The sequence below is a fragment of the Pseudomonas sp. B424 genome (genome assembly GCF_055408345.1).
This window is the reverse complement of the sequence record NZ_JBUZTL010000002.1, coordinates 336,107-359,369: the sequence shown is the minus strand read 5'-3', so window position 1 is coordinate 359,369 and position 23,263 is coordinate 336,107. Positions and strand designations below refer to the sequence as shown.

18 protein-coding genes are annotated in these 23,263 nt (G+C 53.5%); 1 reads left to right on the top strand and 17 read right to left on the bottom strand.

Translation table 11 applies throughout. From position 1 onward, the window contains the following. Positions 1 to 20: 20 nt before the first annotated feature. From ACZRMS_RS03930 to mtnA, 17 genes are all read right to left on the bottom strand, one after another. Positions 21 to 947, bottom strand: coding sequence for a glycosyltransferase family 2 protein (locus ACZRMS_RS03930; RefSeq protein ID WP_463994211.1), 927 nt, complete (start codon positions 945 to 947; stop codon positions 21 to 23). Continuing rightward, on the bottom strand, positions 944 to 2,446 hold the full coding sequence (locus ACZRMS_RS03925) for an oligosaccharide flippase family protein (protein WP_463994210.1): 1,503 nt from the start codon (positions 2,444 to 2,446) through the stop codon (positions 944 to 946). The genes ACZRMS_RS03930 and ACZRMS_RS03925 overlap by 4 nt, the downstream gene beginning before the upstream one ends. Before the next feature lie 53 nt (positions 2,447 to 2,499). Next, the gene (locus tag ACZRMS_RS03920; protein WP_463994209.1) at positions 2,500 to 3,618 is read right to left on the bottom strand and encodes a DegT/DnrJ/EryC1/StrS family aminotransferase; all 1,119 of its coding nucleotides are present in this window, start codon (positions 3,616 to 3,618) and stop codon (positions 2,500 to 2,502) included. A 159-nt stretch (positions 3,619 to 3,777) separates the two neighbouring features. Further along, the gene (gene rfbC / locus ACZRMS_RS03915; protein ID WP_463994208.1) at positions 3,778 to 4,338 is read right to left on the bottom strand and encodes a dTDP-4-dehydrorhamnose 3,5-epimerase; all 561 of its coding nucleotides are present in this window, start codon (positions 4,336 to 4,338) and stop codon (positions 3,778 to 3,780) included. Next, positions 4,335 to 5,228 carry a glucose-1-phosphate thymidylyltransferase RfbA gene (rfbA, locus tag ACZRMS_RS03910; RefSeq protein WP_463994207.1) on the bottom strand — a complete coding sequence of 298 codons (894 nt, stop codon included), beginning with the start codon at positions 5,226 to 5,228 and terminating at the stop codon, positions 4,335 to 4,337. The genes rfbC and rfbA overlap by 4 nt, the downstream gene beginning before the upstream one ends. A gap of 163 nt (positions 5,229 to 5,391) precedes the next feature. Further along, positions 5,392 to 5,919 (bottom strand): transcription/translation regulatory transformer protein RfaH, encoded by a 528-nt coding sequence (rfaH, locus tag ACZRMS_RS03905; protein WP_463994338.1) that lies wholly within the window; start codon positions 5,917 to 5,919, stop codon positions 5,392 to 5,394. A gap of 927 nt (positions 5,920 to 6,846) precedes the next feature. Continuing rightward, positions 6,847 to 8,208 (bottom strand): Wzz/FepE/Etk N-terminal domain-containing protein, encoded by a 1,362-nt coding sequence (locus ACZRMS_RS03900; RefSeq protein WP_463994206.1) that lies wholly within the window; start codon positions 8,206 to 8,208, stop codon positions 6,847 to 6,849. Positions 8,209 to 8,534: 326 nt separating this feature from the next. Continuing rightward, on the bottom strand, positions 8,535 to 8,786 hold the full coding sequence (locus ACZRMS_RS03895; RefSeq protein WP_463994205.1) for a DUF1049 domain-containing protein: 252 nt from the start codon (positions 8,784 to 8,786) through the stop codon (positions 8,535 to 8,537). Between the two features lie 24 nt (positions 8,787 to 8,810). Next, positions 8,811 to 9,107: an integration host factor subunit beta gene (gene ihfB, locus ACZRMS_RS03890; RefSeq protein ID WP_201189606.1), complete on the bottom strand. Its 297-nt coding sequence runs from the start codon at positions 9,105 to 9,107 to the stop codon at positions 8,811 to 8,813. Positions 9,108 to 9,436: 329 nt separating this feature from the next. Then, positions 9,437 to 11,131, bottom strand: coding sequence for a 30S ribosomal protein S1 (rpsA, locus tag ACZRMS_RS03885; protein WP_059764129.1), 1,695 nt, complete (start codon positions 11,129 to 11,131; stop codon positions 9,437 to 9,439). Between the two features lie 126 nt (positions 11,132 to 11,257). Continuing rightward, positions 11,258 to 11,941 carry a (d)CMP kinase gene (cmk, locus tag ACZRMS_RS03880; RefSeq protein ID WP_463994337.1) on the bottom strand — a complete coding sequence of 228 codons (684 nt, stop codon included), beginning with the start codon at positions 11,939 to 11,941 and terminating at the stop codon, positions 11,258 to 11,260. Next, a complete protein-coding gene (locus ACZRMS_RS03875) occupies positions 11,941 to 14,184 on the bottom strand; it encodes a bifunctional prephenate dehydrogenase/3-phosphoshikimate 1-carboxyvinyltransferase (protein WP_463994204.1) in 2,244 nt (747 codons plus the stop codon). The genes cmk and ACZRMS_RS03875 overlap by 1 nt, the downstream gene beginning before the upstream one ends. Beyond that, positions 14,177 to 15,289 (bottom strand): histidinol-phosphate transaminase, encoded by a 1,113-nt coding sequence (gene hisC / locus ACZRMS_RS03870; protein WP_463994203.1) that lies wholly within the window; start codon positions 15,287 to 15,289, stop codon positions 14,177 to 14,179. Before hisC ends, ACZRMS_RS03875 begins: the two co-directional genes overlap by 8 nt. Before the next feature lie 11 nt (positions 15,290 to 15,300). Beyond that, on the bottom strand, positions 15,301 to 16,395 hold the full coding sequence (pheA, locus tag ACZRMS_RS03865) for a prephenate dehydratase (protein WP_016780245.1): 1,095 nt from the start codon (positions 16,393 to 16,395) through the stop codon (positions 15,301 to 15,303). Further along, the gene (serC, locus tag ACZRMS_RS03860) at positions 16,395 to 17,480 is read right to left on the bottom strand and encodes a 3-phosphoserine/phosphohydroxythreonine transaminase (protein ID WP_463994202.1); all 1,086 of its coding nucleotides are present in this window, start codon (positions 17,478 to 17,480) and stop codon (positions 16,395 to 16,397) included. The genes pheA and serC overlap by 1 nt, the downstream gene beginning before the upstream one ends. A gap of 225 nt (positions 17,481 to 17,705) precedes the next feature. Then, entirely contained in the window at positions 17,706 to 20,369 is a 2,664-nt protein-coding gene (gene gyrA, locus ACZRMS_RS03855) for a DNA gyrase subunit A (RefSeq protein WP_463994201.1), read from the bottom strand. A gap of 342 nt (positions 20,370 to 20,711) precedes the next feature. Next, positions 20,712 to 21,788, bottom strand: a complete 1,077-nt coding sequence (mtnA, locus tag ACZRMS_RS03850) for an S-methyl-5-thioribose-1-phosphate isomerase (protein ID WP_463994200.1) — start codon at positions 21,786 to 21,788, stop codon at positions 20,712 to 20,714. A gap of 107 nt (positions 21,789 to 21,895) precedes the next feature. On the opposite strand from mtnA, the gene ACZRMS_RS03845 reads away from it, so the two are divergent. Then, positions 21,896 to 23,227 carry a TRZ/ATZ family hydrolase gene (locus ACZRMS_RS03845; RefSeq protein ID WP_463994199.1) on the top strand — a complete coding sequence of 444 codons (1,332 nt, stop codon included), beginning with the start codon at positions 21,896 to 21,898 and terminating at the stop codon, positions 23,225 to 23,227. Positions 23,228 to 23,263 lie beyond the last annotated feature (36 nt).

The following is a 23,263-nucleotide window of genomic DNA, read 5'->3' as shown; positions in this document are numbered from 1 at the left end:
AATATGGCCACCCCCTAGAATTAAACAGGCCGCCTATTGGCAAGGTACAGCCCTTTCAATTTCAAAATATCCCTGAACCTAGGCAGCGATCTGGCGCGTAGAAAGACCCTCAACGAGAGCACGAAACACTTGCGTAAAAAAACAGCATCCAACAAGGTTGTCATCAAAGAGCACGCAGCAACTTCTCTCGAATACTCAGGGTGCAAACGAAGTATTTTAAGTTGACTATCACAAAAAAAACGACGCATTTTTAATGTCGCTTTTGCACCGCTGGACAACCCTCCCGCATGCAGCCTGTACTTACCCAGATTAGCATTCAGCACAATTCCATAGCCATCATCGATAAGACGAATCAAAATGTACCAGTCAATTAACTCTTCAGTTGAAGGACCGTGCAGGAAAAACTTTTCAGCCCGATACATAGTAGAGCTGTGAGCCGCCACTGAACCACAGAGCATCAGATCTCTGGTATACAGCTCCACATTTAATACGCTTGAAGCCAGCGTGGGCATAACGCACGCATCACCGGCCTCATTAAAAAAAGTGACCTGATGCCACACAACATTACAACGCGGATGAGCATCTAAATAATCGACCTGGCACTGCAGCTTTCCTGGCAACATCAAATCATCACCGTCTACATGAGCTATATACTTGCCTTTAGCCGCAGCGTGAACAGCAGTGTAGTTTGCTGTGGAGCCGATATTACGATCATGAAATACAGCCTTCACCACGCCCGGGTATCGGGCCTTAAACTCATGAATAATTTCACGCGTATGATCTGTCGATGCGTCGTCACCGATAATAATTTCATAATCAAAATCGACTGCTTGCCGAACAATACTTTCCAAACAGTCACGCAAATAAGCCTCGTGATTATACGTTACGACGCAAACAGATAATTTTGGGGGTTTCGACACCCCGCCTTTCACAACCACACTGTTCATCTCGCCATCCTGGTAAGTATTAGATGTCGCACAAAAGGAGATGCAAAGATTGATATGATTAATGCCGCCCCGCCAACAGCCAACACATGAACCACGCTAAGTGCTGTACCTCCAGACACCGGAAACAGAAAACTTATTAAAAAGCCACCTGATAAGGCGGGGATAAAAATCTTTAATACATCAAGTAATAACCATTCAACATGTACGCCTGGCATGATCTTTCGGTGGACATATCCTACCCAACAAAACAGATATAACACATTCATGCCACACCAGACGTAACCCGCGCCAACACCACCATAATTTTTTGCAGCGATCACAATCAACGGAATAATAATTACAACCATCAGTGCATTACCGAGTAAATGATAGAACAGATTTCCTCGTGCATACTGCATGTAATAGGGGAATGCACCAATTGCGAGCAACGCATTACCGACAGCATAGAGTTGCAAAATCGGTGCTGCTTGCTCAGCAACCTGCAAGCTTCCCGTCCATACATAAAGCAACGATTTGGCACAAAAGATCAATGTGATAGCAGCTGCACCTGCGATCACTGTAACTATCTGGGTGCTTGATTTATAAATCGCCACGACCTCATCATGCTTCCCTGAGGCATGCAGGCTGGCCATTCGTGGCATCAAAACTTGACTGATGGGTGCCCCGATTATCATGATTCCGCTGGCAACCAGTACGGCTAATGTATAAACCCCATAATCGGCTAGTGGTAGGATACTTGAAAGTACCAGCTTGTCCGTTTGAGTCACCAACACCCAAACGGCTGAAGTAAAAGCAATGCTCAATGAAAATTTCAAGACGGGTTTAACAGGCTTGAATGACCAGCCCAACACCGCTCTTTCAACCTTGGTCAAAGCAGGCAGCAGCCGTACACTTTTGACCCACAAGCCTATACATTCAGCTAAAGCAAGACACAACTGATAGCTGAAAAATACGAAGAGTGTATATCCGAAATACGCCATCACCGGAATAACCAAGACAAACCTTAGCGTGCCCACAATCAGGTTAAAGCCGCTCAGCCACACTAACTGCTCAAACCCCGTAATGATCCCTCTATACAGCCCCCCCAACCAACGTAACGACACACAGACCGCAATGATCTCAAGAGCTGTTTTAATGTCATAGACCGAAACCACTTCCACCTTCAACCAGTGGTTTGCAATATTTGCAGCCTGAGAATACAAGAGCACAGCGCCCAGCACAGCCACACCCACAAAAATGCAACTGAGTGACCGGTATAGCCTTCTGAATGCAGTAACGTCCAATGCTCCAGCATTAAATCTAGCCGTTTCACGGCCAATCGTTGGTGTTAAACCGAGGTCCAACAAAGCAAACCAAGCCTGAAGCATCGTAAAGAAACCTATCATGCCATACGCTTCGCTTCCCATAAGTTTTATATAGAAGGGAAGCATGACGATACCAATGACCGCCGTGTAAATCTGACTGATATAACTGGCTATTACATTACGCTTAAAGCTCAAGTTAAAACCTCTAGTGAAATAAACTCCAAACCAACTGATTAAACGTTAGTGACTCACGCTGGGGATTGCTGTCTGACAAAAGCAATAATCTGCTCCACTTGATCAAGCTGCAACGCTGGATAAATAGGAAGACAGAGAACGCGCTGTGAGACACTGTCCGCTACCGGAAGATTAACTTTATTTGAGGAGGGCAGTCCACGATACATTGGAAAATCACTAATGAGTGGGTAAAAATAGCGTCGCACAAAAATGTTTATTGACTTGAACTTCTCATACAACTCATCTCGACTCAGCGGGTAATCTTCTTCAATCAATATAGGGAAATATGAGAAATTAGCTTTGTCTTGCCCACTCTCTTCTACAACCTTGATTCCTTTCACTCCCGCGAGACCTACTCGATACAGAGCATCTATCTTGCCACGCAAGCATAACGCAGTATCGATATGCTTTAACTGGAGTAAACCGAAGGCTGCGTTGATCTCGCTCATCTTTCCATTGATACCTGGCGCAACAACTGTCACTTCGTCAACAAAACCAAAGTTCTTCAAGTGCTCAATGCGCTGCTTCGTTTTGGCATCCGGGCAGACGATCGCCCCACCTTCAAAGGTATTGAAGACTTTGGTCGCGTGAAAACTAAGCACACTCAAATCGCCATGCCTCAGTACACTACCACCACTATCTTTCACCGCAAACGCATGAGCAGCATCATAAATAACTTTCAGATTATAGTTATCAGCAATGGCCTGGATGGCGCCTACATCACACGGATGGCCGTAACAGTGCACAGGCAATATCGCCGTTGTGAGGGGGGTTATTGCCGATTCAACTTTAGTCGGATCCATGTTCAATGTAATGGGATCGATGTCAACGAAGACAGGCTTTATACCGTTCCAGAGTAACGAGTGAGCAGTGGCTACAAACGAGTAAGGGGTCGTAATTACCTCCCCTGTGATACGCAAGGCTTGTAAAGCCGTCAACAATGCAATTGTTCCGTTATTGAACAGTGCTATATGCTCAACCCCCAAATATTCACACAGCTCAGCTTCCAATTGCTGATGCATTGGCCCACCGTTCGTAAGTATTTTGCTTTCCCAGATACTTTCCAGGTAAGGTAAAAACTCTGAAAGGTCAGGCAAATAAGGTTGCGTTACAAATACAGGCTTGTCGTTCAAAGCAATTCCCCTACACGAAGCAAACTTTACGCATACTCGCCATCGAATACTGGTTCGAATTTATCGCACATCACGGTGCGAACAAATGATCCGCCATCAGCGCATTCTTAATCGCAACATATTTCTAGGACACAGACATATTCAACTGCGACATACCTTTTACAGCAAAGCTGCATTAGACAGGGATGGAGCTCGCCTATCCTTGTCACTGATTAGATACGAACTTAAAGACGGCCAGTCAATATTCAGGGCAACGTCAGACCATAGCAAGCTTCGTTCTGAAATCTTGTCATAGAAGCTTGTGGTTTTATAACTAAAATATGTGTCATCTTCCAATGCCAGAAAGCCGTGGGCAAAACCGGCGGGAATCCATAGCATTTTTTTATTGACAGCTGATAACTCGATTCCGAACCATTGACCGAAAGTGGAAGAACCTTTTCTGATGTCTACGGCAACATCAAAGGCAGCGCCTTGGGTAACACTAACCAACTTCCCCTGGGCATGCGGTTCAAGCTGGTAATGCAGCCCGCGCAAAACGCCTTTTTTCGAACACGACTGATTGTCCTGTACGAAACATTGAGGCTCTGGCAGTCCCAACCTAGAAAGCCCCTCATTAAAATCGCGCTGATTAAAACTTTCCATGAACCACCCACGCTCATCCGTAAAAACCTTCGGCTCGATAATAACAATACCGAAGATGTCTGTCAGGGTGAACTTCACGCGCCTTTCCTCTCATTCAGCAATTTAGTTAAGTACTGCCCATAGCCTGTTTTCTTCAGCCTTTGCGCTTGAACATCCAAGGTTTCAGCCGTTATCCAACCACTATTAAATGCAATCTCTTCCAGGCAAGCCACTTTCAGCCCCTGTCGCTGCTCGATTGTATGCACAAAGTGGCTTGCTTCTAGCAAAGACTCATGCGTCCCTGTGTCCAGCCAGGCAAACCCCCGCCCCAGCATTTCAACAACAAGGTTGTTTTGTTCAAGATACGCACGATTGACATCCGTAATTTCCAGCTCACCTCGTGCTGAAGGCTTGATTTTTTTGGCTATTTCAACGACCTGATTATCATAGAAATAAAGACCTGTCACAGCATAGTTGGACTTTGGTTTTAATGGCTTTTCTTCAATGCTCAGTGCCCGGCCGCTTCTGTCGAACTCAACAATGCCAAAACGCTCCGGGTCTGAAACATGGTAACCAAACACTGTGGCGCCAGTTGCTTGAGACATGGCAGCGCGAAGATGGCCTGAAAAGTTCTGGCCGTAAAAAATATTGTCACCCAGAATCAGACAAACGGAATCGTTACCAATAAACTCTTCGCCTATGAGAAAGGCTTGTGCCAACCCATCGGGGCTAGGTTGTTCCGCATAACTGAGTTCGATACCGTATTGACTGCCATCGCCCAATAGTTTTTTGAAACATGGTAAGTCTTCAGGTGTCGAAATTATCAAGATCTCTCGCATGCCTGCCAACATCAACACTGACAGTGGATAAAAGATCATGGGCTTGTCATAGATTGGCAACATCTGCTTGGAGACACCCAGCGTTAGCGGGTGCAAGCGAGTGCCTGAACCACCAGCGAGAATTATTCCTTTACGTTTGATCGTGGTCATGTTTTAAACATTTCCTTAACTACTCCGATGCACGACTCGTAGAGCGAGTAAGTGATGGGATGAATTCCGTTTTTCTTAAATGCACGCTACCGCCCCAGGATTCATCGTCGATTTCCTGAGAACGGCTTGTGTTTACATTGCCCAGCCGCTGGCCAGAATTCAATTAACGACTGGCAATACTGGCTAGTGGCAAGCTGATCTGTTGCTGACGATTCATCAAATTGATAAGCAGGATTACTCGTTCTTCGCCGTCCATCGTCATAAAAATGGATTCAATGCCTGCAAAACTCTGGTCCAAAATGGTGACTTTTTCGCCCGGACTGAATGCAGAAATCAGGCAGGATTCTGCACGACTTTTCAAATTGAGGATCAGCTCGTAACTGACGGCCAATGGACGACCACCGAAGGCTACAACGCGCGCTACACCACGAGTTGAGCGTAAAGGGGCCCAGTTGGCGCCAGACGGCATGTGTATAAACAGATAGCCCGGAAACAGGGATTCTTCGAGGTGTTGCAATTGTCCGTTTTGCAGACGTTCACGCCGACAGGTGGGCCGCGCGCACTCATAACCCTGACGCGCAAGATTCTCTTCTGCCCGCTCGTCTTGTCTTGGCTTGCATTGCACCAGATACCAGTCGTCAGCTCTGGGTCGGGTGGTTTCGTGGGCAGTTACTGTGCTTGTTATAGGCATGAGTAATTCATATGTAAATCCTTCCATGTTTTACCATCGTGCAATGTGTTTGCCAATGATAAGTCGCCCTGTTATGGGCGTCGTTGCGCTGCTGCATTACAGAGCGGCCCTCAATCAGCGGATCTCAGTTGATTGATACAGTCAATTCGAATTTAAGAAAAGCCCAGGTTTATAGCACAGAGACTTGGCGCGCCATTATTTAGCCATACTGCAAATACACGTGCTCTGTTCATTGCTTCATCCCTGAAGCACAGGTGCGCATAGCATCCTATTCGTCCGCAGCAAGAACCTAGCCGCACCCTAAAAAACCTGCACCAATAATACAGCGCTCACCGTCCATTTCAACAAAGCCGCCCTTGAGCCCTCACTCTTGTAATGCAGCCCCAGCAGATGCCATGCAAATGCTGAAAAACACATTATGCCTCTTGTGAGACAGCAGGACCGTGATGTTATTGATCAGACGACCACTGGTACAGCTCAATCTCGATACAATCGCATGACCTCGATGACTGCCATTCGACAGGCCTTTGGCTGATTGTTTATGCGGGATAGGACTGTGGATCGCAAGAATATGTTCGCCGCGCAGGGTTCGGCGTGAAACCTCTGCGCTTCGGCTCTGCACCCATTGCTTAGCCCCTCATATGGCCAGGAAAATTGAGCATGAGCTGTAATTGGGGCCGGCCTGTATACACGCGCTGAAATGATGCTTGCAGCCAAACGAGGGTTCTTGCTCAAAACAATGAAAGTTTTTAAACTCTCAACCCGCCCATAAAAATCGCCTGCAAATTGACAGCAAGAAGCCTGCCCCGTACAGATCGACATAGAGTGATATATCCTTGGGAAAGGCATACTTTTCTATCGGTACAGCTCCATAAAGAGGCAATTCATCCATAGATCCGGGCTGAAAAGTATCAGCCCGATATCTTGTCAGCGTCGGTCGCTTTGCAATATCTCGCTGCGCCTCATCGAACTGCTCGAAGGAACTTGAGACACGTAGTCCGAAGGCTTATAAAGCTCTTCGCGACGCTGAGTCAGAAAGTGCCTTGCAATAACAATCAGGATGCCGAGCAGAGCGCCCAACATGAACCCCAACAATACGATTAAAGTCTTCTTAGGTTTGATTGGGCTCGTTGGATTCATCGCCTTGCGATCAACTGAGACCAGTTTCAGGTTGTTAAAGTCAATAGAGCTCACCCCGCCCAACCGGATAATCTCAGCACGAAGTGGCTCAACGCCCTTCAGAAACAAGTCTTCATTCTCACGCTGATTAAGCACTTCAACTTCACGGTTGGTTTGCAACAATTGCAATTCGCGAGCTATTTGCGCGATTCTATTTTCGGTGAAATCGTCGTTTTTCCGTTGCTGCAAGGAAGTACGCTCGGCCTCAAGCGCATCAACCCCCAGAAAATACAACGGTATCTGTTGATTATTGATCTCAGTGCGCATAAGACTCACATCGCCTGCACGCGCAGAGTCCCCCATAGCGGAAGGTGTCGTAGGTTTTTGAATACCCAGTGACTTAGCAATGCCAATGGCTTCACTCAATTGCGCCATGCGATCCGCACGTTCAACCTTTAGTTGTTGGCGTAGCGCCTTGAGTTCGTCCTGTAGCTGAGCGCGTTTCAGGTTGTCGTTCTCAAGAAGGGTTGACATGCGCACCTGTTTTTCAGTCTCATAATTTGAGCGGGCAGCGTCAATTTTCCCTTTCAGCTCAGTCAGACGATTATTGACAATGACCTTAAGGTCCGCAGCAATTTGCTCGCGCGCGAACGTGATTGCGCTATCAACAAAACCATTAAGAATTTGCACACCGTCGACACCCTCAGGGTAGTTCAACACCATCCCAATGGCTGCGCTGAGCGAATCCGTTTTTTTAGGATCCGGAAGAAGTAATTTTAAAGAGTCACGATTGAACTCTTCAAAGCTCTGCTCCAAAGTGCGACCCGGACGCTTGAATTGACTGAATAACGGCTCGCTCGTCTCGAAAAAACGCAATCGTACTTCATAGGACTCAAGCAATGAACCAATTTTTAGCAATGCTTCGCTGGGTGGCAAGGTATAAACACCTGATCGGTTGAGCGCATCCAGCTCGTTGATCGCTGTAGGGCGAAGAACACTACTCACCTGGTACTCGGGTGTCACGAAGCAGGCGTACGCTAATGCCACCAGACCACACACCACACTCGTCGCAACGATAATCTTCTTTTGTTGCCAGAATGTCTGAAACAAGGAGAGCAGATCCACCTCATTTGACGATGTTTCAACGGGAATACGAAAATTGCCACTCACAACCAAGGCCTGCCTTCATTAAGAAACTGTGGGCTCGTTATGCAGAAATTTTTAAAAACGCTTGAAATCGAGACTTTGATCATCAGGCTTAACTATCACTGTTTGCCTAAGGAAGCTTAAAAATTTCTGTCCATCGAGAACTGTCCGCATTTTGCCAGCATTACAAAACATTACAACCCACCGCCCTATAGGAAAATTCTCAATCTACAGAGTTATTCTGGCTGTGCTTTTTATGAAGACAAGCAGCTCACAAAACCTTCCCAGCGTCTTCGCGCAAGCGGACTGAGCCACGTACGCTGACTGCATGAAAGCCCAAGGAAGAAGACTTATGATTGCGCCAGCAACCGGCGCTTTAGCCTGCTTGCCTTTCGTCTGTAAGCAATGAAACCTATAACCGGCCCAGCCGCCAGGCCAGCCAGTAAAGCGCCCATGAAAAACAACGATTCCGGCAGTTCGGGGGAGCGCCAGCCCAAAAACATCAATGCCGTGGGCTGCTGATTTTCGAGCATGAAAATTACAACCCCAAACATGACGATCAGGGACAGCACCACTAAAACTGCGCGCTTGACGTTCCGCATAGGTAACTCCTGCTCCCTGAAAGATTAAATGTCGCCTTCCTCATCTTCATTCACTCGGTCCCGTAGCTCTTTACCCGGCTTGAAATGAGGGACAAATTTTCCGTCCAGGCTGACAGACTGGCCGGTCTTGGGGTTGCGTCCGACGCGAGGGGCGCGGTAGTGCAGCGAGAAGCTGCCAAAACCACGGATTTCGATTCGATCACCGGTCGCCAGGCATTGGGACATTTGTTCAAGCATGGTCTTGATGGCCAACTCTACATCCTTGGATGAAAGTAGCCCTTGATGGGTGACAATTCGTTCGATCAACTCCGACTTCGTCATATTTTTCCCTTCTTTTTCAAGCAGCTAGATCAGCACTTCCAAGGTTTTAGCATGATCGAAAGAATTTGAACAGCCCATGATTTGACTTATCTTTGCAAGCTGCAAACCCGACCCCAATCGTCCTTCGACCCCATGAATACACCTGACACTCAGACAGCTACCACCCAACGCCTTATTCAGACAGCCTGGCGGCAGCGCCCGCCCTCACCCACAGCCTCGCCTGCCCGAGCACCAAAAAGCCCATACAAACGCTCCCCCACTCACTCACTCAAATCGCAGGCACAAAAAAGGGCGACCTAAGTCGCCCTTTTTCTATGGTCAATCAGAACTTAGTTCTGTTTTTCCATTTGTGCACGCAACAGGTCGCCCAAAGTGGTCGGACCAGCAGCGATCTCAGAGGTAGCTGGCTTGTCGCGCAGGCTCTGGATTGCTTCTTTCTCTTCAGCATCATCTTTCGACTTGATGGAGAGTTGGATTACGCGGCTCTTGCGATCAACGCTGATGATCTTGGCTTCTACTTCTTCGCCTTCTTTCAGAACGTTGCGCGCGTCTTCAACGCGGTCACGGCTGATTTCGGAGGCTTTCAGAGTCGCTTCGATATCGTTGGCCAGAGTGATGATGGCGCCTTTAGCGTCAACTTCTTTCACGATGCCCTTAACGATTGCGCCTTTATCGTTCTCTTGTACGTACTCGGAGAACGGATCGCTTTCCAGCTGCTTGATACCCAGGGAGATGCGCTCACGCTCTGGATCAACAGACAGGATAACGGTGTCCAGCTCGTCGCCCTTCTTGAAACGACGTACGGCTTCTTCGCCAACTTCGTTCCAGGAGATGTCGGACAGGTGAACCAGGCCGTCGATACCGCCGTCCAGACCAATGAAGATACCGAAATCGGTGATCGACTTGATGGTGCCGGAGATTTTATCGCCCTTGTTGAACTGGCCAGAGAAATCTTCCCATGGGTTAGATTTGCACTGCTTGATGCCCAGGGAGATACGACGACGCTCTTCGTCGATGTCCAGAACCATAACTTCCACTTCGTCGCCGACTTGTACGACTTTCGAAGGGTGGATGTTCTTGTTGGTCCAGTCCATTTCAGAAACGTGCACCAGACCTTCAACGCCTTCTTCCAGCTCAGCGAAGCAGCCGTAGTCGGTCAGGTTGGTTACACGAGCGGTAACGCGAGTGCTTTCTGGGTAACGGGCTTTGATAGCAACCCATGGATCTTCGCCCAGCTGCTTCAGGCCCAGGGAAACACGATTGCGTTCGCGATCGTACTTCAGAACCTTGACATCAATCTCGTCGCCAACGTTGACGATTTCGGAAGGATGCTTGATACGCTTCCAAGCCATGTCGGTAATGTGCAGCAGGCCATCGACACCACCCAGATCGACGAATGCGCCGTAATCCGTGAGGTTTTTAACGATACCTTTAACTTGCTGACCTTCTTGCAAGGATTCCAGCAGAGCTTCACGCTCAGCCGAGTTCTCTGCTTCAAGTACGCTACGACGCGAAACAACAACGTTGTTGCGCTTCTGGTCAAGTTTGATGACCTTGAATTCCAGCTCTTTGCCTTCCAGGTGCGTGGTGTCGCGCACTGGACGAACATCAACCAGAGAACCTGGCAGGAACGCACGGATGCCGTTAACGTCGACAGTGAAGCCGCCTTTAACCTTACCGTTGATAACGCCCTTGACCACTTCTTCTGCTGCGAAGGCTGCTTCCAGAACGATCCAGCATTCAGCGCGCTTGGCTTTTTCACGGGACAGCTTGGTTTCGCCAAAGCCGTCTTCGACCGCGTCCAGCGCAACGTGAACTTCATCACCGATGTTGATGTTCAGTTCGCCAGCGTCGTTGTGGAACTGCTCCAGCGGGATGAGGCCTTCAGACTTCAAACCAGCGTGAACGGTAACCCAACCAGCTTGGTAATCGATATCAACGATGATAGCGGTGATGATCGAGCCAGCCTGAAGATTCAGGGTTTTTAGGCTTTCTTCAAAGAGTTCTGCAAAGCTTTCGCTCATTTTAATTCCTGTTAATCAAGGGCGAAGGAATACGCCCATCTGCCACATTCCAGACAATGTGGGTTACGTTTATATAAAAGAAGGCATGCAGGACTATTTCTGGTCTCCTGCACGCTTTCTTGGTCATCAGGCAATATCGCGAAGCGCGATTTCACTCATGATGTGTTCCAGCACCTGCTCGATGGACAACTCCGTAGAGTCCAGCTGTATAGCATCAGCCGCCGGCTTAAGCGGGGCTATTGCACGCTGCGTATCACGCTCATCGCGGGCACGAATCTCATCTAGCAGACCCGAGAGACTAACATCATCCCCCTTAGCCTTCAACTGCAAGTAACGGCGACGGGCCCTCTCTTCAGCGCTAGCCGTCAGAAATACCTTCAACGGAGCATCAGGAAATACCACCGTACCCATGTCACGACCATCTGCAACCAGGCCCGGCAGCTCCTGAAATGCACGCTGACGCTGAAGCAATGCATCACGAACGGCCGGCAAAGCCGCGACTTTCGAGGCTCCAGCTGCAACAGCCTCACTGCGAATAGCGTGAGTCACATCGTCGCCTTCCAGAATGATGCGTGCGGGCTTACCGTCGGTCGCCCCGATGAATTGCACATCAAGATGCGCAGCCAGCTTTTCAAGTAACGCCTCGTTATCCAGCGCAACACCGTGGTTGCCCGCAGCAAAAGCGAGCAAACGATACAAGGCACCGGAGTCGAGCAGGTTCCACCCCAGACGCTTGGCCAGAATGCCCGCAACGGTACCTTTACCTGAACCGCTAGGGCCATCGATGGTGATAACCGGTGCCAAAACCATCACGAGTTGGCCTCTTGGGCAACACGCATGCCCACTTGCTTGCACAGGGCAAGGAAGTTCGGAAACGAAGTCGCTACGTTGGCGCAGTCATGAATACGAATTGGAGCAGTAGCGCGCAACGAAGCCACGCTAAAGGCCATAGCGATGCGGTGATCACCATGCCCATGAACTTCACCGCCACCGATTGTTCCGCCATCAATGATGATGCCGTCCGGTGTCGGCTCGCACTTCACACCCAGCGTCAGCAAGCCATCTGCCATCACCTGAATCCGGTCAGACTCCTTGACCCGAAGCTCTTCTGCGCCACGCAGGATCGTACGACCCTCAGCCACCGCCGCAGCCACGAACAGCACCGGAAATTCATCAATCGCCAGCGGCACCAGCTCTTCAGGAATCTCGATACCTTTGAGTTTGGCAGCACGCACACGCAGGTCTGCTACCGGCTCACCGCCCACTTCGCGCTGGTTTTCGAGGGTGATATCCGCCCCCATCAGACGCAAAATATCGATAACGCCAGTACGTGTCGGGTTGATGCCTACATGCTCAAGCAGCAGATCCGAGCCTTCAGCGATCGAAGCAGCAACCAGAAAGAACGCCGACGAAGAAATATCGCCTGGCACTTCAATATGAGTCGCCGTCAGCTTATGACCCGACTCAACCGAAGCTGTAGGCCCATCAACCGTAACCGGGTAGCCGAAGCCTTGCAGCATGCGCTCGGTGTGGTCACGAGTCGGTGCAGGCTCGGTGACCGAAGTCTTGCCTTCTGCATACAAGCCTGCGAGCAGCAGACAGGACTTAACCTGAGCGCTGGCCATCGGCAAGGTGTAGTTCATACCTTTCAGCGCATGACCGCCGCGAATGGTCATCGGCGGACGACCTTCGGCAGCGGTTTCAATCACTGCACCCATTTCGCGCAATGGATTGGCCACCCGATTCATCGGGCGCTTGGTAAGGGAAGCGTCGCCAGTCAGCGTGGTATCGAAGCTTTGCGCGGCCAGCAGACCCGACAACAGACGCATCGAAGTACCCGAGTTGCCCAGATAGATCGGGCCAGGCGGGGCTTTCAAGCCATGCAAGCCAACACCATGAATGGTCACGCGACCATGGTGCGGCCCTTCAATCACCACCCCCATGTCACGGAATGCCTGCAACGTTGCCAGGGCATCCTCGCCTTCAAGGAAACCTTCCACCTCGGTCGTGCCTTCAGCCAAAGAGCCGAGCATGATCGAGCGGTGAGAAATGGATTTGTCGCCTGGTACGCGGATCCGGCCAGTTACTTGACCACCAGGATTTGCCAAAAAGATCAGATCGTTGGAATTCATAGCGTCCACATAGGCCCGGCGGGCCAGGATTTTACTGAAATGCTCGCGGGCAACCCGGGCGCGCGTAAAGACGCCCAGCAATTGATGCCCATCCCCTGCATCGACCGCGTCGCGCAAGGCGTCGAGGTCACTGCGAAATGTATCCAATGTGCGCAGCACCGCCTCGCGATTCGCAAGGAAAATGTCATGCCACATTACCGGGTCGCTGCCAGCGATTCTTGTGAAATCACGGAAGCCACCCGCAGCGTAACGGAAGATATCCAGATTCTCGTTGCGCTTGGCAAGAGAGTCCACCAGCCCGAAAGCCAGCAGATGAGGCAAATGGCTGGTTGCAGCCAACACCTCATCATGGCGCTCAACCTGCATGTGCTCTACGTCAGCCCCAAGGGCACGCCACATCGCATCGACCAGGGCCAGCGCATCAGGATCGGTTTGCACCACAGGCGTCAAAATAACCTTGTGCCGCTCGAACAGGCTGGCATTGGAGGCCTCAACACCACTTTGCTCGGACCCTGCAATCGGATGGCCGGGCACAAACCGTGCTGGCATACCACCAAAGGCCTGGGTAGCAGCGCGCACCACATTGCCTTTGGCGCTACCCACGTCCGTCAGGACTGCCCGACCCAGATCCATACCCGCCAAAAGGCCGAGCATTTTCTCCATGGCCAGAATCGGCACGGCCAACTGGATCACATCAGCGCCCACACAGGCGACTGCCAGATCCGCCTCGCAGCGATCGACCACCCCCAACTCCACCGCAAGCACACAAGACTGAGGGTCAAGATCAACACCGACCACCTCCGCGCACAGACCGCTCTCGCGCATCCCTTTGGCGAAGGAGCCTCCAATCAGGCCCAATCCAACAACGACCAAACGACCGATAACAGGTTTTGCAGACTGCACTGACTTTACATCAACCACGAGCTAGAACCTTGGCCAGCGCCTCAAGCAGGCGGGTATTTTCCGCCGGCAAACCGATAGTGATACGCAGATGGTTCGGCATCCCGTAATTGGCCACCGGACGCACAATGACGCCCTCACGCAATAGTCCCTGATAGACGGGAGCGGCTACCTGACCGAGATCCAGCGCAATGAAGTTGCCCTTTGACGGAATCCAGCCCAGGCCCAACGTGCGGAAGCCATCCTGCAATTGCTGCATCCCGGCTTCGTTCAGATGCCGGCTCTGAGCCAGGTAGTCCGTGTCTTTCAGTGCTGCGCAAGCCGCAGCCAGCGCCAGGCTGTTGACGTTGAATGGCTGACGAACACGATTCAATACATCAGCAACCACAGCCGTCGACAACCCATAGCCCACGCGCAAGGCTGCCAGGCCGTAGGCCTTGGAGAACGTGCGGGAGACCAGCAGGTTAGGATATGCGGCCAGGAACTCCAGACCATCGGGCAACTCACCGCCTTCTGCATACTCGATATAGGCTTCGTCCAGCACCACCAGCACGTGCTCGGGCACATCCTGCAAGAACTCGTTCAGCGCATCGACGCCGAACCAGGTACCCGTAGGGTTGTTCGGGTTGGCGATGAAAACCACACGGGTGTTGCTGTCGATGGCCTCAAGCATGGCAGGCAAATCATGCCCCCAGTCCCGGGCCGGCACGACCCGCGCCTGCGCGCCAACCGCCTGGGTGACGATCGGATAGACCGCAAACGCATGCTCGCTGAACACGGCATTCAAGCCCGGCGCGAGATAGGCACGCGCCACCAGCTCCAGAATATCGTTCGAACCGTTGCCCAGCGTGACCTGATCAAGCTGCACACCGCACTGTTCAGCCAGCAGGCTTTTAAGCGCGAAACCATTACCGTCCGGGTAACGCGTCAGCTCAGCCAACTCGGCACGAATGGCTTCCAGCGCCTTGGGGCTCGCACCCAAAGGATTTTCGTTGCTGGCCAGTTTCACGATTGTCGCCGGGTCCAGATCCAGCTCACGCGCCAGCTCGTCCACAGGCTTGCCCGGAACGTAAGGCGAAAGTTGTTGCACGCCCGGCTGTGCCAGGGCGAGAAAATCACCGCTCATGTTTGACCGCCTCAGAGAACCGCTTTTGGGTAGGAACCCAGTACTTTAAGTGCTACGGCTTCTTGACTGATCTGCTCCAGGACACTTTTGACCAACGGGTCGCGATGATGGCCAGCAAAGTCGATGAAAAACACATAGGTCCATTTGCCGCTGCGCGAAGGACGCGTCTCGATGCGCGTCAGATCGATCCCGTTCTCATGGAACGGCACCAGCAATTCATGCAACGCACCAGGACGGTTGCTCATGGAAACAATGATCGAAGTTTTATCGTCACCGGTAGGCGGCACTTCCTGGCTGCCGATCATCAAGAACCGCGTGGAGTTATCCGGGCGGTCTTCAATTTTCTCGGCCAGTCGGGTCAACCCGTACAAGCCTGCTGCCATATCCCCTGCAATGGCAGCAGAGTTCCACTCACCCTTCACTCGCTTGGCGGCCTCGGCATTGCTCGAAACGGCGATACGCTCGACATTCGGGTAATGCGCATCCAGCCACTTGCGGCACTGAGCCAGCGACTGCGCGTGAGAGTAGATACGGCTGATGCTGTCAGTCTTGGTGTTTTCACCCACCAGCAGGTGATGGTGGATACGCAGCTCGACTTCGCCACAGATCACCATGTCATGCTCAAGGAAGCTGTCGAGCGTGTGGTTGACCGCACCTTCGGTGGAGTTCTCCACCGGCACCACGCCAAAATTCACGGCACCCGCTGCAACTTCACGGAACACTTCATCAATGGCAGCCATTGGCTTGCTGATTACAGCATGCCCGAAGTGTTTCATGGCTGCGGCCTGGGTAAAGGTGCCTTCAGGGCCGAGATAAGCCACTTTCAGCGGCTGCTCCAGCGCCAGGCAAGAAGACATGATCTCGCGGAACAGCCGCGCCATCTCCTCATTACCCAACGGACCCTTGTTGCGCTCCATTACACGCTTGAGCACCTGAGCCTCACGCTCAGGCCGGTAAAATACCGGCACTTCGCCCTCAGCCAGCGAAGCCATTTTGACTCGCGCCACTTCTTGGGCGCAGCGAGCCCGCTCACTGATCAGCTCCAGAACTTTTTCGTCCAGGCTGTCGATACGCAGGCGTAGTGCCTTGAGTTCCTGTTCGGACATTAGCCGTGTTCCTTTTCGAACTCTGCCATGTAAGCCACCAGGGCGTTTACCGCATTGATGTCCACAGCGTTATAGATCGAAGCACGCATGCCGCCCACCGAGCGATGGCCCTTGAGGTTCAGCAGCCCACGTGCTTCAGCACCAGCCAGGAATGGCTTGTCGAGACGATCGTCAGCCAGACGGAACGGTACGTTCATCCACGAGCGGTCAGAGATGTTGATCGGGTTGCTGTACAGGCCACTGGCGTCAATGAAATCGTACAGGGTACGTTTTTTCACTTCATTGAGCTTGCCGATGACCTCAACGCCACCCTGCTCCTTGAGCCACTCGAACACCAGGCCGGACAGATACCAGGCCAGCGTTGGCGGCGTGTTGTACATCGAACCGTTGTCGGCCGCGACCTTGTAGTCAAGCATCGTAGGGCAGATGGAGCGCGCACGCCCCAGCAGGTCTTCACGAATGATGTTGACCACAATACCGCTCGGGCCGATATTTTTCTGGGCGCCCGCATAGATCATGCCGAAACGCGAAACATCAATCGGACGCGACAGAATGTCCGAAGACATGTCCGCCACTAGCGGCACATCGCCGGTTTCTGGAACCCAGTCGAACTCCAGACCACCGATGGTTTCGTTTGGCGCGTAATGAACGTAGGCCGCGTCTTTCGAAAGGCTCCATTCATTCTGGCCGGGAATCGCGAAGTAATCGTAAGGCTTGGCGGTTGCTGCCACGTTGATATGGCCGAAACGCGAACCTTCTTCAATGGCTTTCTGCGACCAGATACCCGTGTCGATGTAATCGGCCTTGCCATTTTCAGGCAACAGATTAAGCGGGATCTGAGCAAATTGCTGGCTTGCGCCGCCTTGCAGAAACAGGACTTTATAGTTCGAGGGAATAGACAGCAGGTCACGCAGATCCTGCTCAGCCTTGGTCGCAATGGACACGAACTCATCGCTGCGATGGCTCATCTCCATGACCGAGAGGCCCTTGCCATGCCAGTCGAGCAACTCGGACTGGGCACGCAACAGGACAGCTTCAGGTAGCGCAGCAGGACCTGCGCAGAAGTTATAGGCTCGTTTGCTCACTTCCACTCTCACTCTGATTTGGTGGTCACGCAATAAATCAACACTCGACACTGTGTTCCTTGTGGGAGCAGGTTCGCTCCAGATACGGCCAGCAAGGTCTATTGATATACCGCGCTGATGCTATCGCGAGCAAGCCCGCCCCTACAGAACCACGAAGTGTCGCAAACTTTCATGCCGGACATACAACAAGGGGGCGAATTCTCATCCGCCCCCCTGTGTGTCCGCTTATTCTTGCGGCTCTTCTTCGTCAGCGCCAGCCTCTAGCGGCTGCTCGTCGTCAACACCATCGAGGATGGCCTCACCGTCGAACTCTGCACCGCCTTCGCCCTCACCTTCGAGCTCCTCACCTTCGACTTCCGAAGGCTCCTGAACCCGCTCAAGCCCGACCAGCGTTTCATCGCTGGCCAGCTTGATCAAGGTGACGCCCTGGGTGTTACGACCCAGGCTCGACACTTCGTCGACACGGGTACGTACCAGAGTGCCCTGATCGGAGATGAGCATGATCTCTTCGCCGTCCTGAACCTGAACCGCACCGACCAGTCGGCCGTTACGATCGTTGCTGACCATGGCGATAACGCCCTGACCGCCACGCTTGTATTCAGGGAACTCACTGATCGCCGTACGCTTGCCATAACCACGCGCCGAAGCGGTGAGGATCTGGCTACCTTCTTCAGGGATCAGCATCGAAATCAGCTTCTGCCCTTCTGGCAGACGCATGCCGCGCACGCCGCGGGCTGTACGGCCCATGGCACGTACATCGGACTCCTTGAAGCGTGTCACCTTGCCACCGTCGGAGAACAGCATGACTTCGCGCTCGCCATCGGTGATGGCAGCACTGATCAGTACGTCGCCTTCGTCCAGTTCCAGCGCGATCAAGCCTACGCTGCGCTGACGGCTGAAGGATTCCAGCGGGGTCTTCTTCACGGTGCCGTTAGCGGTTGCCATGAAGATAAAGTGACCTTCGGTGTATTCCTCGACCGGCAGCATGGTGGTGATGTACTCACCCTCACCCAGCGGCAACAGGTTCACCAATGGACGACCACGGGCAGCTCGGGACGCTTCAGGGATCTCGTAGGTCTTGAGCCAGTACACCTTGCCTTTGCTGGAGAACAGCAGCAGCGTGGTGTGACTGTTGGCAACCAGCAGGTGAGCGATGTAGTCCTCATCCTTGACGCCAGTAGCCGACTTGCCTTTACCGCCACGACGCTGAGCCTGGTACGCAGCCAATGGCTGAGTCTTGGCGTAGCCACCGTGAGAAATGGTCACAACGCGCTCTTCTTCCGGGATCATGTCGCCCAGCGTCAGGTCAAGACGGTGATCCAGGATTTCAGTACGGCGCACATCGCCGTATTCAGCACGGATGACTTCCAGTTCCTCGCGAATCACTTCCATCAACCGCTCGGCGCTGTTGAGGATGCGGATCAGCTCGCCGATCTGATTGAGGATTTCCTGGTACTCGGCCAACAGCTTCTCGTGCTCAAGACCGGTCAGACGGTGCAGGCGCAATTCAAGAATGGCCTGGGCCTGTTCTGGCGACAGGAAGTACTTGCCGTCGCGCAGGCCGTATTGCGGGTCAAGATTGTCCGGGCGGCACGAATCGGCACCGGCACGCTCAACCATTGCCACCACCGCAGTCGACTCCCAAGGCGTGCTGATCAGCGCTTCCTTGGCTTCGGACGGGGTTGGAGACGCTTTGATCAGCGCGATGACCGGATCGATGTTGGACAGGGCAACGGCCTGACCTTCAAGGATATGGCCGCGCTCACGGGCTTTGCGCAGTTCGAAAACAGTGCGGCGGGTAACCACTTCACGGCGGTGACGTACGAAGGCCTCCAGCAGATCCTTAAGGTTAAGGATGCGTGGGCGGCCATCGATCAGCGCAACGATGTTGATACCGAAAACGCTTTGCAACTGGGTCTGGGCGTAAAGGTTATTAAGGATAACCTCCGGCACTTCACCGCGACGCAGCTCGATCACCACGCGCATGCCGTCTTTGTCAGACTCGTCACGCAGCTCGGTAATGCCTTCGAGCTTCTTCTCTTTAACCAGCTCGGCGATCTTTTCGATCAAACGCGCCTTGTTCAGCTGGTACGGGAGCTCGGTGATCACGATTTGCTGACGGCCACCGACCTTGTCGATGTCTTCGATCATCGAGCGGGCACGCATGTAAATCCGGCCACGACCGGTGCGATAGGCTTCGATGATGCCGGCACGACCGTTGATGATCGCAGCCGTCGGGAAGTCAGGCCCCGGGATGAACTGCATCAGTTCGTCGATGCTCAGCTCGGGATTGTCGATCAGCGCCAGGCAACCGTCGATGACTTCACCGAGGTTGTGCGGCGGGATGTTGGTGGCCATGCCCACAGCGATACCGCTGGAACCGTTGACCAGCAAGTTGGGGATTCGTGTCGGCATGACGGCCGGGATCATTTCCGTGCCGTCGTAGTTCGGCACCCAGTCCACGGTCTCTTTATGCAAGTCGGCCAGCAGCTCGTGGGCCAACTTGGTCATGCGCACTTCGGTGTATCGCATCGCAGCGGCATTATCGCCGTCGACCGAACCGAAGTTGCCCTGACCGTCTACCAGCAGGTAGCGCAGGGAGAATGGCTGAGCCATTCGAACGATAGTGTCGTAAACAGCCGTATCACCGTGCGGGTGATACTTACCGATTACGTCACCGACCACACGGGCAGATTTCTTGTACGGCTTGTTCCAGTCGTTGTTCAGTTCGCTCATCGCAAACAGCACACGCCGGTGCACGGGCTTCAAGCCATCGCGTGCATCAGGCAGTGCCCGCCCGACAATTACGCTCATCGCGTAGTCGAGGTAGGACTGTTTCAGCTCGTCTTCGATATTGACCGGGAGGATTTCTTTGGCCAGTTCGCCCATGAGAAGCCTGATTCCTTTTTCGGGTGAAACTTCGCCACATCCATTCGGGACGAACGAAGCTCGTCGCTGCTGACCAAGTGCCATGCAACGACTTACGACAAATCAACGAGTTATGCTACGGATTTGCGCAGTAAGGGCAACCCTTGCGAGCCACCCTGGAAACCGCCGAATGTTATCACAATCGCCGCCACGCACCTATCCCCCAGATGCGCATGGAACATAGTAAGCGGGCGAGTGATCGGCTTGAGCGGGCCCAGGAGGACTCTGGAAACGATTTGAAGGATGTAAAGCCCTATTCTGTAGCCGCTGCCGAAGGCTGCGACCACAGGTTTGGGGCCTGCCTCAATGCAATCGCTTGCGACACATCAATTGAGCCATTTTTGCCGCGTCCGGACGCTCGATAACGCCTTTCTCGGTAACGATCACGTCAATCAGGTCCGCCGGGGTCACATCAAAAACAGGATTGAACGCCTGCACGTCTGCACCGACCCGCTTGCCACCCACTTCCAGCAGCTCGCTGCCATCGCGCTCTTCAATAGGGATGTCATCCCCCGTGGCCAGGTCCATGTCGATGGTCGAGCTCGGTGCGACCACCATAAAGCGCACGCCGTGGTGCATGGCATTTACCGCCAGCTGGTAAGTCCCGATCTTGTTCGCCACATCGCCATTGGCCGTGATCCGGTCCGCCCCCACGATCACCCAGGTCACGCCCTTGGTTTTCATGATATGCGCCGCAGCCGAGTCCACATTGAGCACCACCGGGATGCCTTCATTGGCCAGCTCCCAAGCAGTCAGGCGCGAGCCCTGCAACCAGGGCCGGGTTTCATCTGCGTATACCTGCTCGATCATGCCTTCCAGCCAGGCCGCCCGAATCACCCCCAGCGCCGTACCAAAGCCTCCGGTCGCGAGAGCGCCGGTGTTGCAGTGGGTCAGTACGGCCTGCGCATTGCCCTGGTGGCGGCGAATCACATCTACACCCAGCTGCGCCATCGTCAGATTGGCTTCGCGATCACTCTCATGAATGGCCACAGCCTCGTCTTCAAGCACCTGCAGCACATTGATACGACTTTTGGCACGGGCCAACCTGTCGCGCATGCGATTCAATGCCCAAAACAGATTCACTGCCGTGGGGCGCGAGTCCGCCAACAGCGTGAAGTCCGCCTCCAGTGCCGCTACCCAGTCGCCACCCTCGGCCTTGCGCGTGCGCGCAGCCAGCACCACGCCATAGGCCGCCGCGATACCGATAGCCGGAGCGCCACGCACGACCATGTCACGAATCGCCTGTGCAACACCTTCAACACCGGTGTACGCCAGCCAGTTCTCTTCAAAGGGCAAGCTGCGCTGATCCAGCAGATACAGGGCATCATCCCGCCAATCGATGGCCTTAACCTTTTCCGCAGCCAACAGTCGATCGCGCATGCCTTCCCCTATCACCCAGAAACAAAGCTGCCGATTATAGCGAGCCCACCCTCAAGACGCTCGGGTATACTTCGCCTCCTTTTATAACGCACTGGAAGCCGTTCTCGATGCCGACCCCTACCGCGCCCCTCGACCTATTACTGTTGCCAACCTGGTTGGTGCCTGTCGAACCTGCCGGAGTGGTACTCAAGGAACACAGCGTCGGCATCCGGGACGGACGCATCGTTTTCATTGGCCCACGCCATGAAGCCCTGGCCCTCACCGCCCTTGAAACCCGCGAACTGCCTGACATGCTGCTCAGCCCCGGGCTGATCAATGCCCATGGCCACGCCGCGATGACCCTCTTTCGCGGCATGGCCGATGACCTGCCATTGATGACCTGGCTGGAGCAACACATCTGGCCGGCCGAGGCCAAATGGGTGGATGAGGCCTTCGTACGGGACGGCACCAACCTGGCCATTGCCGAGCAACTCAAGGGCGGCATCACGTGCTTCAGTGACATGTATTTTTTCCCGAAAGTCGCCAGCGAATGCGTGCATAACAGCGGCATTCGTGCACAGATCGCCATTCCGATCCTCGACTTCCCGATTCCAGGCGCCGCCAGCGCGGATGAATCAATGCGCCAGGCCGTCGAACTGTTTGCCGATTTGAAGTATCACCCTCGAATCAAAATCGCCTTCGGGCCCCACGCGCCCTACACCGTAGGCGACGAGAACCTTGAAAAGATTCGTGTGGTCGCCGATGAACTGGATGCCTCCATTCATATGCACGTGCACGAGACGGCCTTCGAAGTTCAGCAAGCCTTCGAGCAGAACGGCGAGCGCCCCGTAGCCCGCCTCGCCCGCCTGGGCCTGCTGGGCCCGCGCTTCCAGGCCGTGCACATGACCCAGATCAGCGATGACGACCTGGCAATGCTGGTAGAAAGCAACTCCAGCGTGATTCATTGCCCCGAGTCCAACCTCAAACTGGCCAGCGGCTTCTGCCCGGTGGAGCGACTGTGGCAAGCTGGCGTCAATGTGGCTGTCGGTACCGACGGTGCCGCCAGCAACAATGACCTCGACCTGCTCGGCGAAACCCGTACCGCCGCCTTGCTGGCCAAAGCCGTTGCAGGCTCGGCCACTGCGCTGGACGCCCACCGGGCACTGCGCATGGCCACACTCAATGGCGCGCGCGCCCTGGGCCTTGAAAGTGACACCGGCTCCATCGAGGTTGGCAAGGCTGCCGACCTGGTTGCCTTTGACCTCAGCGGGCTGGCCCAGCAGCCGGTCTACGATCCCGTTTCACAACTGATCTACGCCACAGGCCGCGATTGCGTAAAACACCTGTGGGTAGCGGGCAAGCAACTGCTCGACGACCGACGCCTGACCCGACAGGACGAGCAACAGCTCAGCGCAACGGCCAGAGCCTGGGGCGAGCGCATAAGCGGCCATACTCATTGATTGGACACCTTCGGGCCCGCGCCCGGAGCATTACCA

Excerpts from the sequence above, each read along its gene's own strand:
- cmk (WP_463994337.1), bottom strand. The coding sequence starts at position 11,941 with ATGGTTTTGGCACCGGTTATCACCATCGATGGCCCTAGCGGTTCAGGT.
- ACZRMS_RS03930 (WP_463994211.1), bottom strand. The coding sequence starts at position 947 with ATGAACAGTGTGGTTGTGAAAGGCGGGGTGTCGAAACCCCCAAAATTA.
- mtnA (WP_463994200.1), bottom strand. The coding sequence starts at position 21,788 with ATGCGCGATCGACTGTTGGCTGCGGAAAAGGTTAAGGCCATCGATTGG.
- pheA (WP_016780245.1), bottom strand. The coding sequence starts at position 16,395 with ATGTCCGAACAGGAACTCAAGGCACTACGCCTGCGTATCGACAGCCTG.
- ACZRMS_RS03895 (WP_463994205.1), bottom strand. The coding sequence starts at position 8,786 with ATGCGGAACGTCAAGCGCGCAGTTTTAGTGGTGCTGTCCCTGATCGTC.
- ACZRMS_RS03845 (WP_463994199.1), top strand. The coding sequence starts at position 21,896 with ATGCCGACCCCTACCGCGCCCCTCGACCTATTACTGTTGCCAACCTGG.
- rfaH (WP_463994338.1), bottom strand. The coding sequence starts at position 5,919 with ATGCCTATAACAAGCACAGTAACTGCCCACGAAACCACCCGACCCAGA.
- rpsA (WP_059764129.1), bottom strand. The coding sequence starts at position 11,131 with ATGAGCGAAAGCTTTGCAGAACTCTTTGAAGAAAGCCTAAAAACCCTG.
- hisC (WP_463994203.1), bottom strand. The coding sequence starts at position 15,289 with ATGAGCGGTGATTTTCTCGCCCTGGCACAGCCGGGCGTGCAACAACTT.
- gyrA (WP_463994201.1), bottom strand. The coding sequence starts at position 20,369 with ATGGGCGAACTGGCCAAAGAAATCCTCCCGGTCAATATCGAAGACGAG.
- ihfB (WP_201189606.1), bottom strand. The coding sequence starts at position 9,107 with ATGACGAAGTCGGAGTTGATCGAACGAATTGTCACCCATCAAGGGCTA.
- rfbA (WP_463994207.1), bottom strand. The coding sequence starts at position 5,228 with ATGACCACGATCAAACGTAAAGGAATAATTCTCGCTGGTGGTTCAGGC.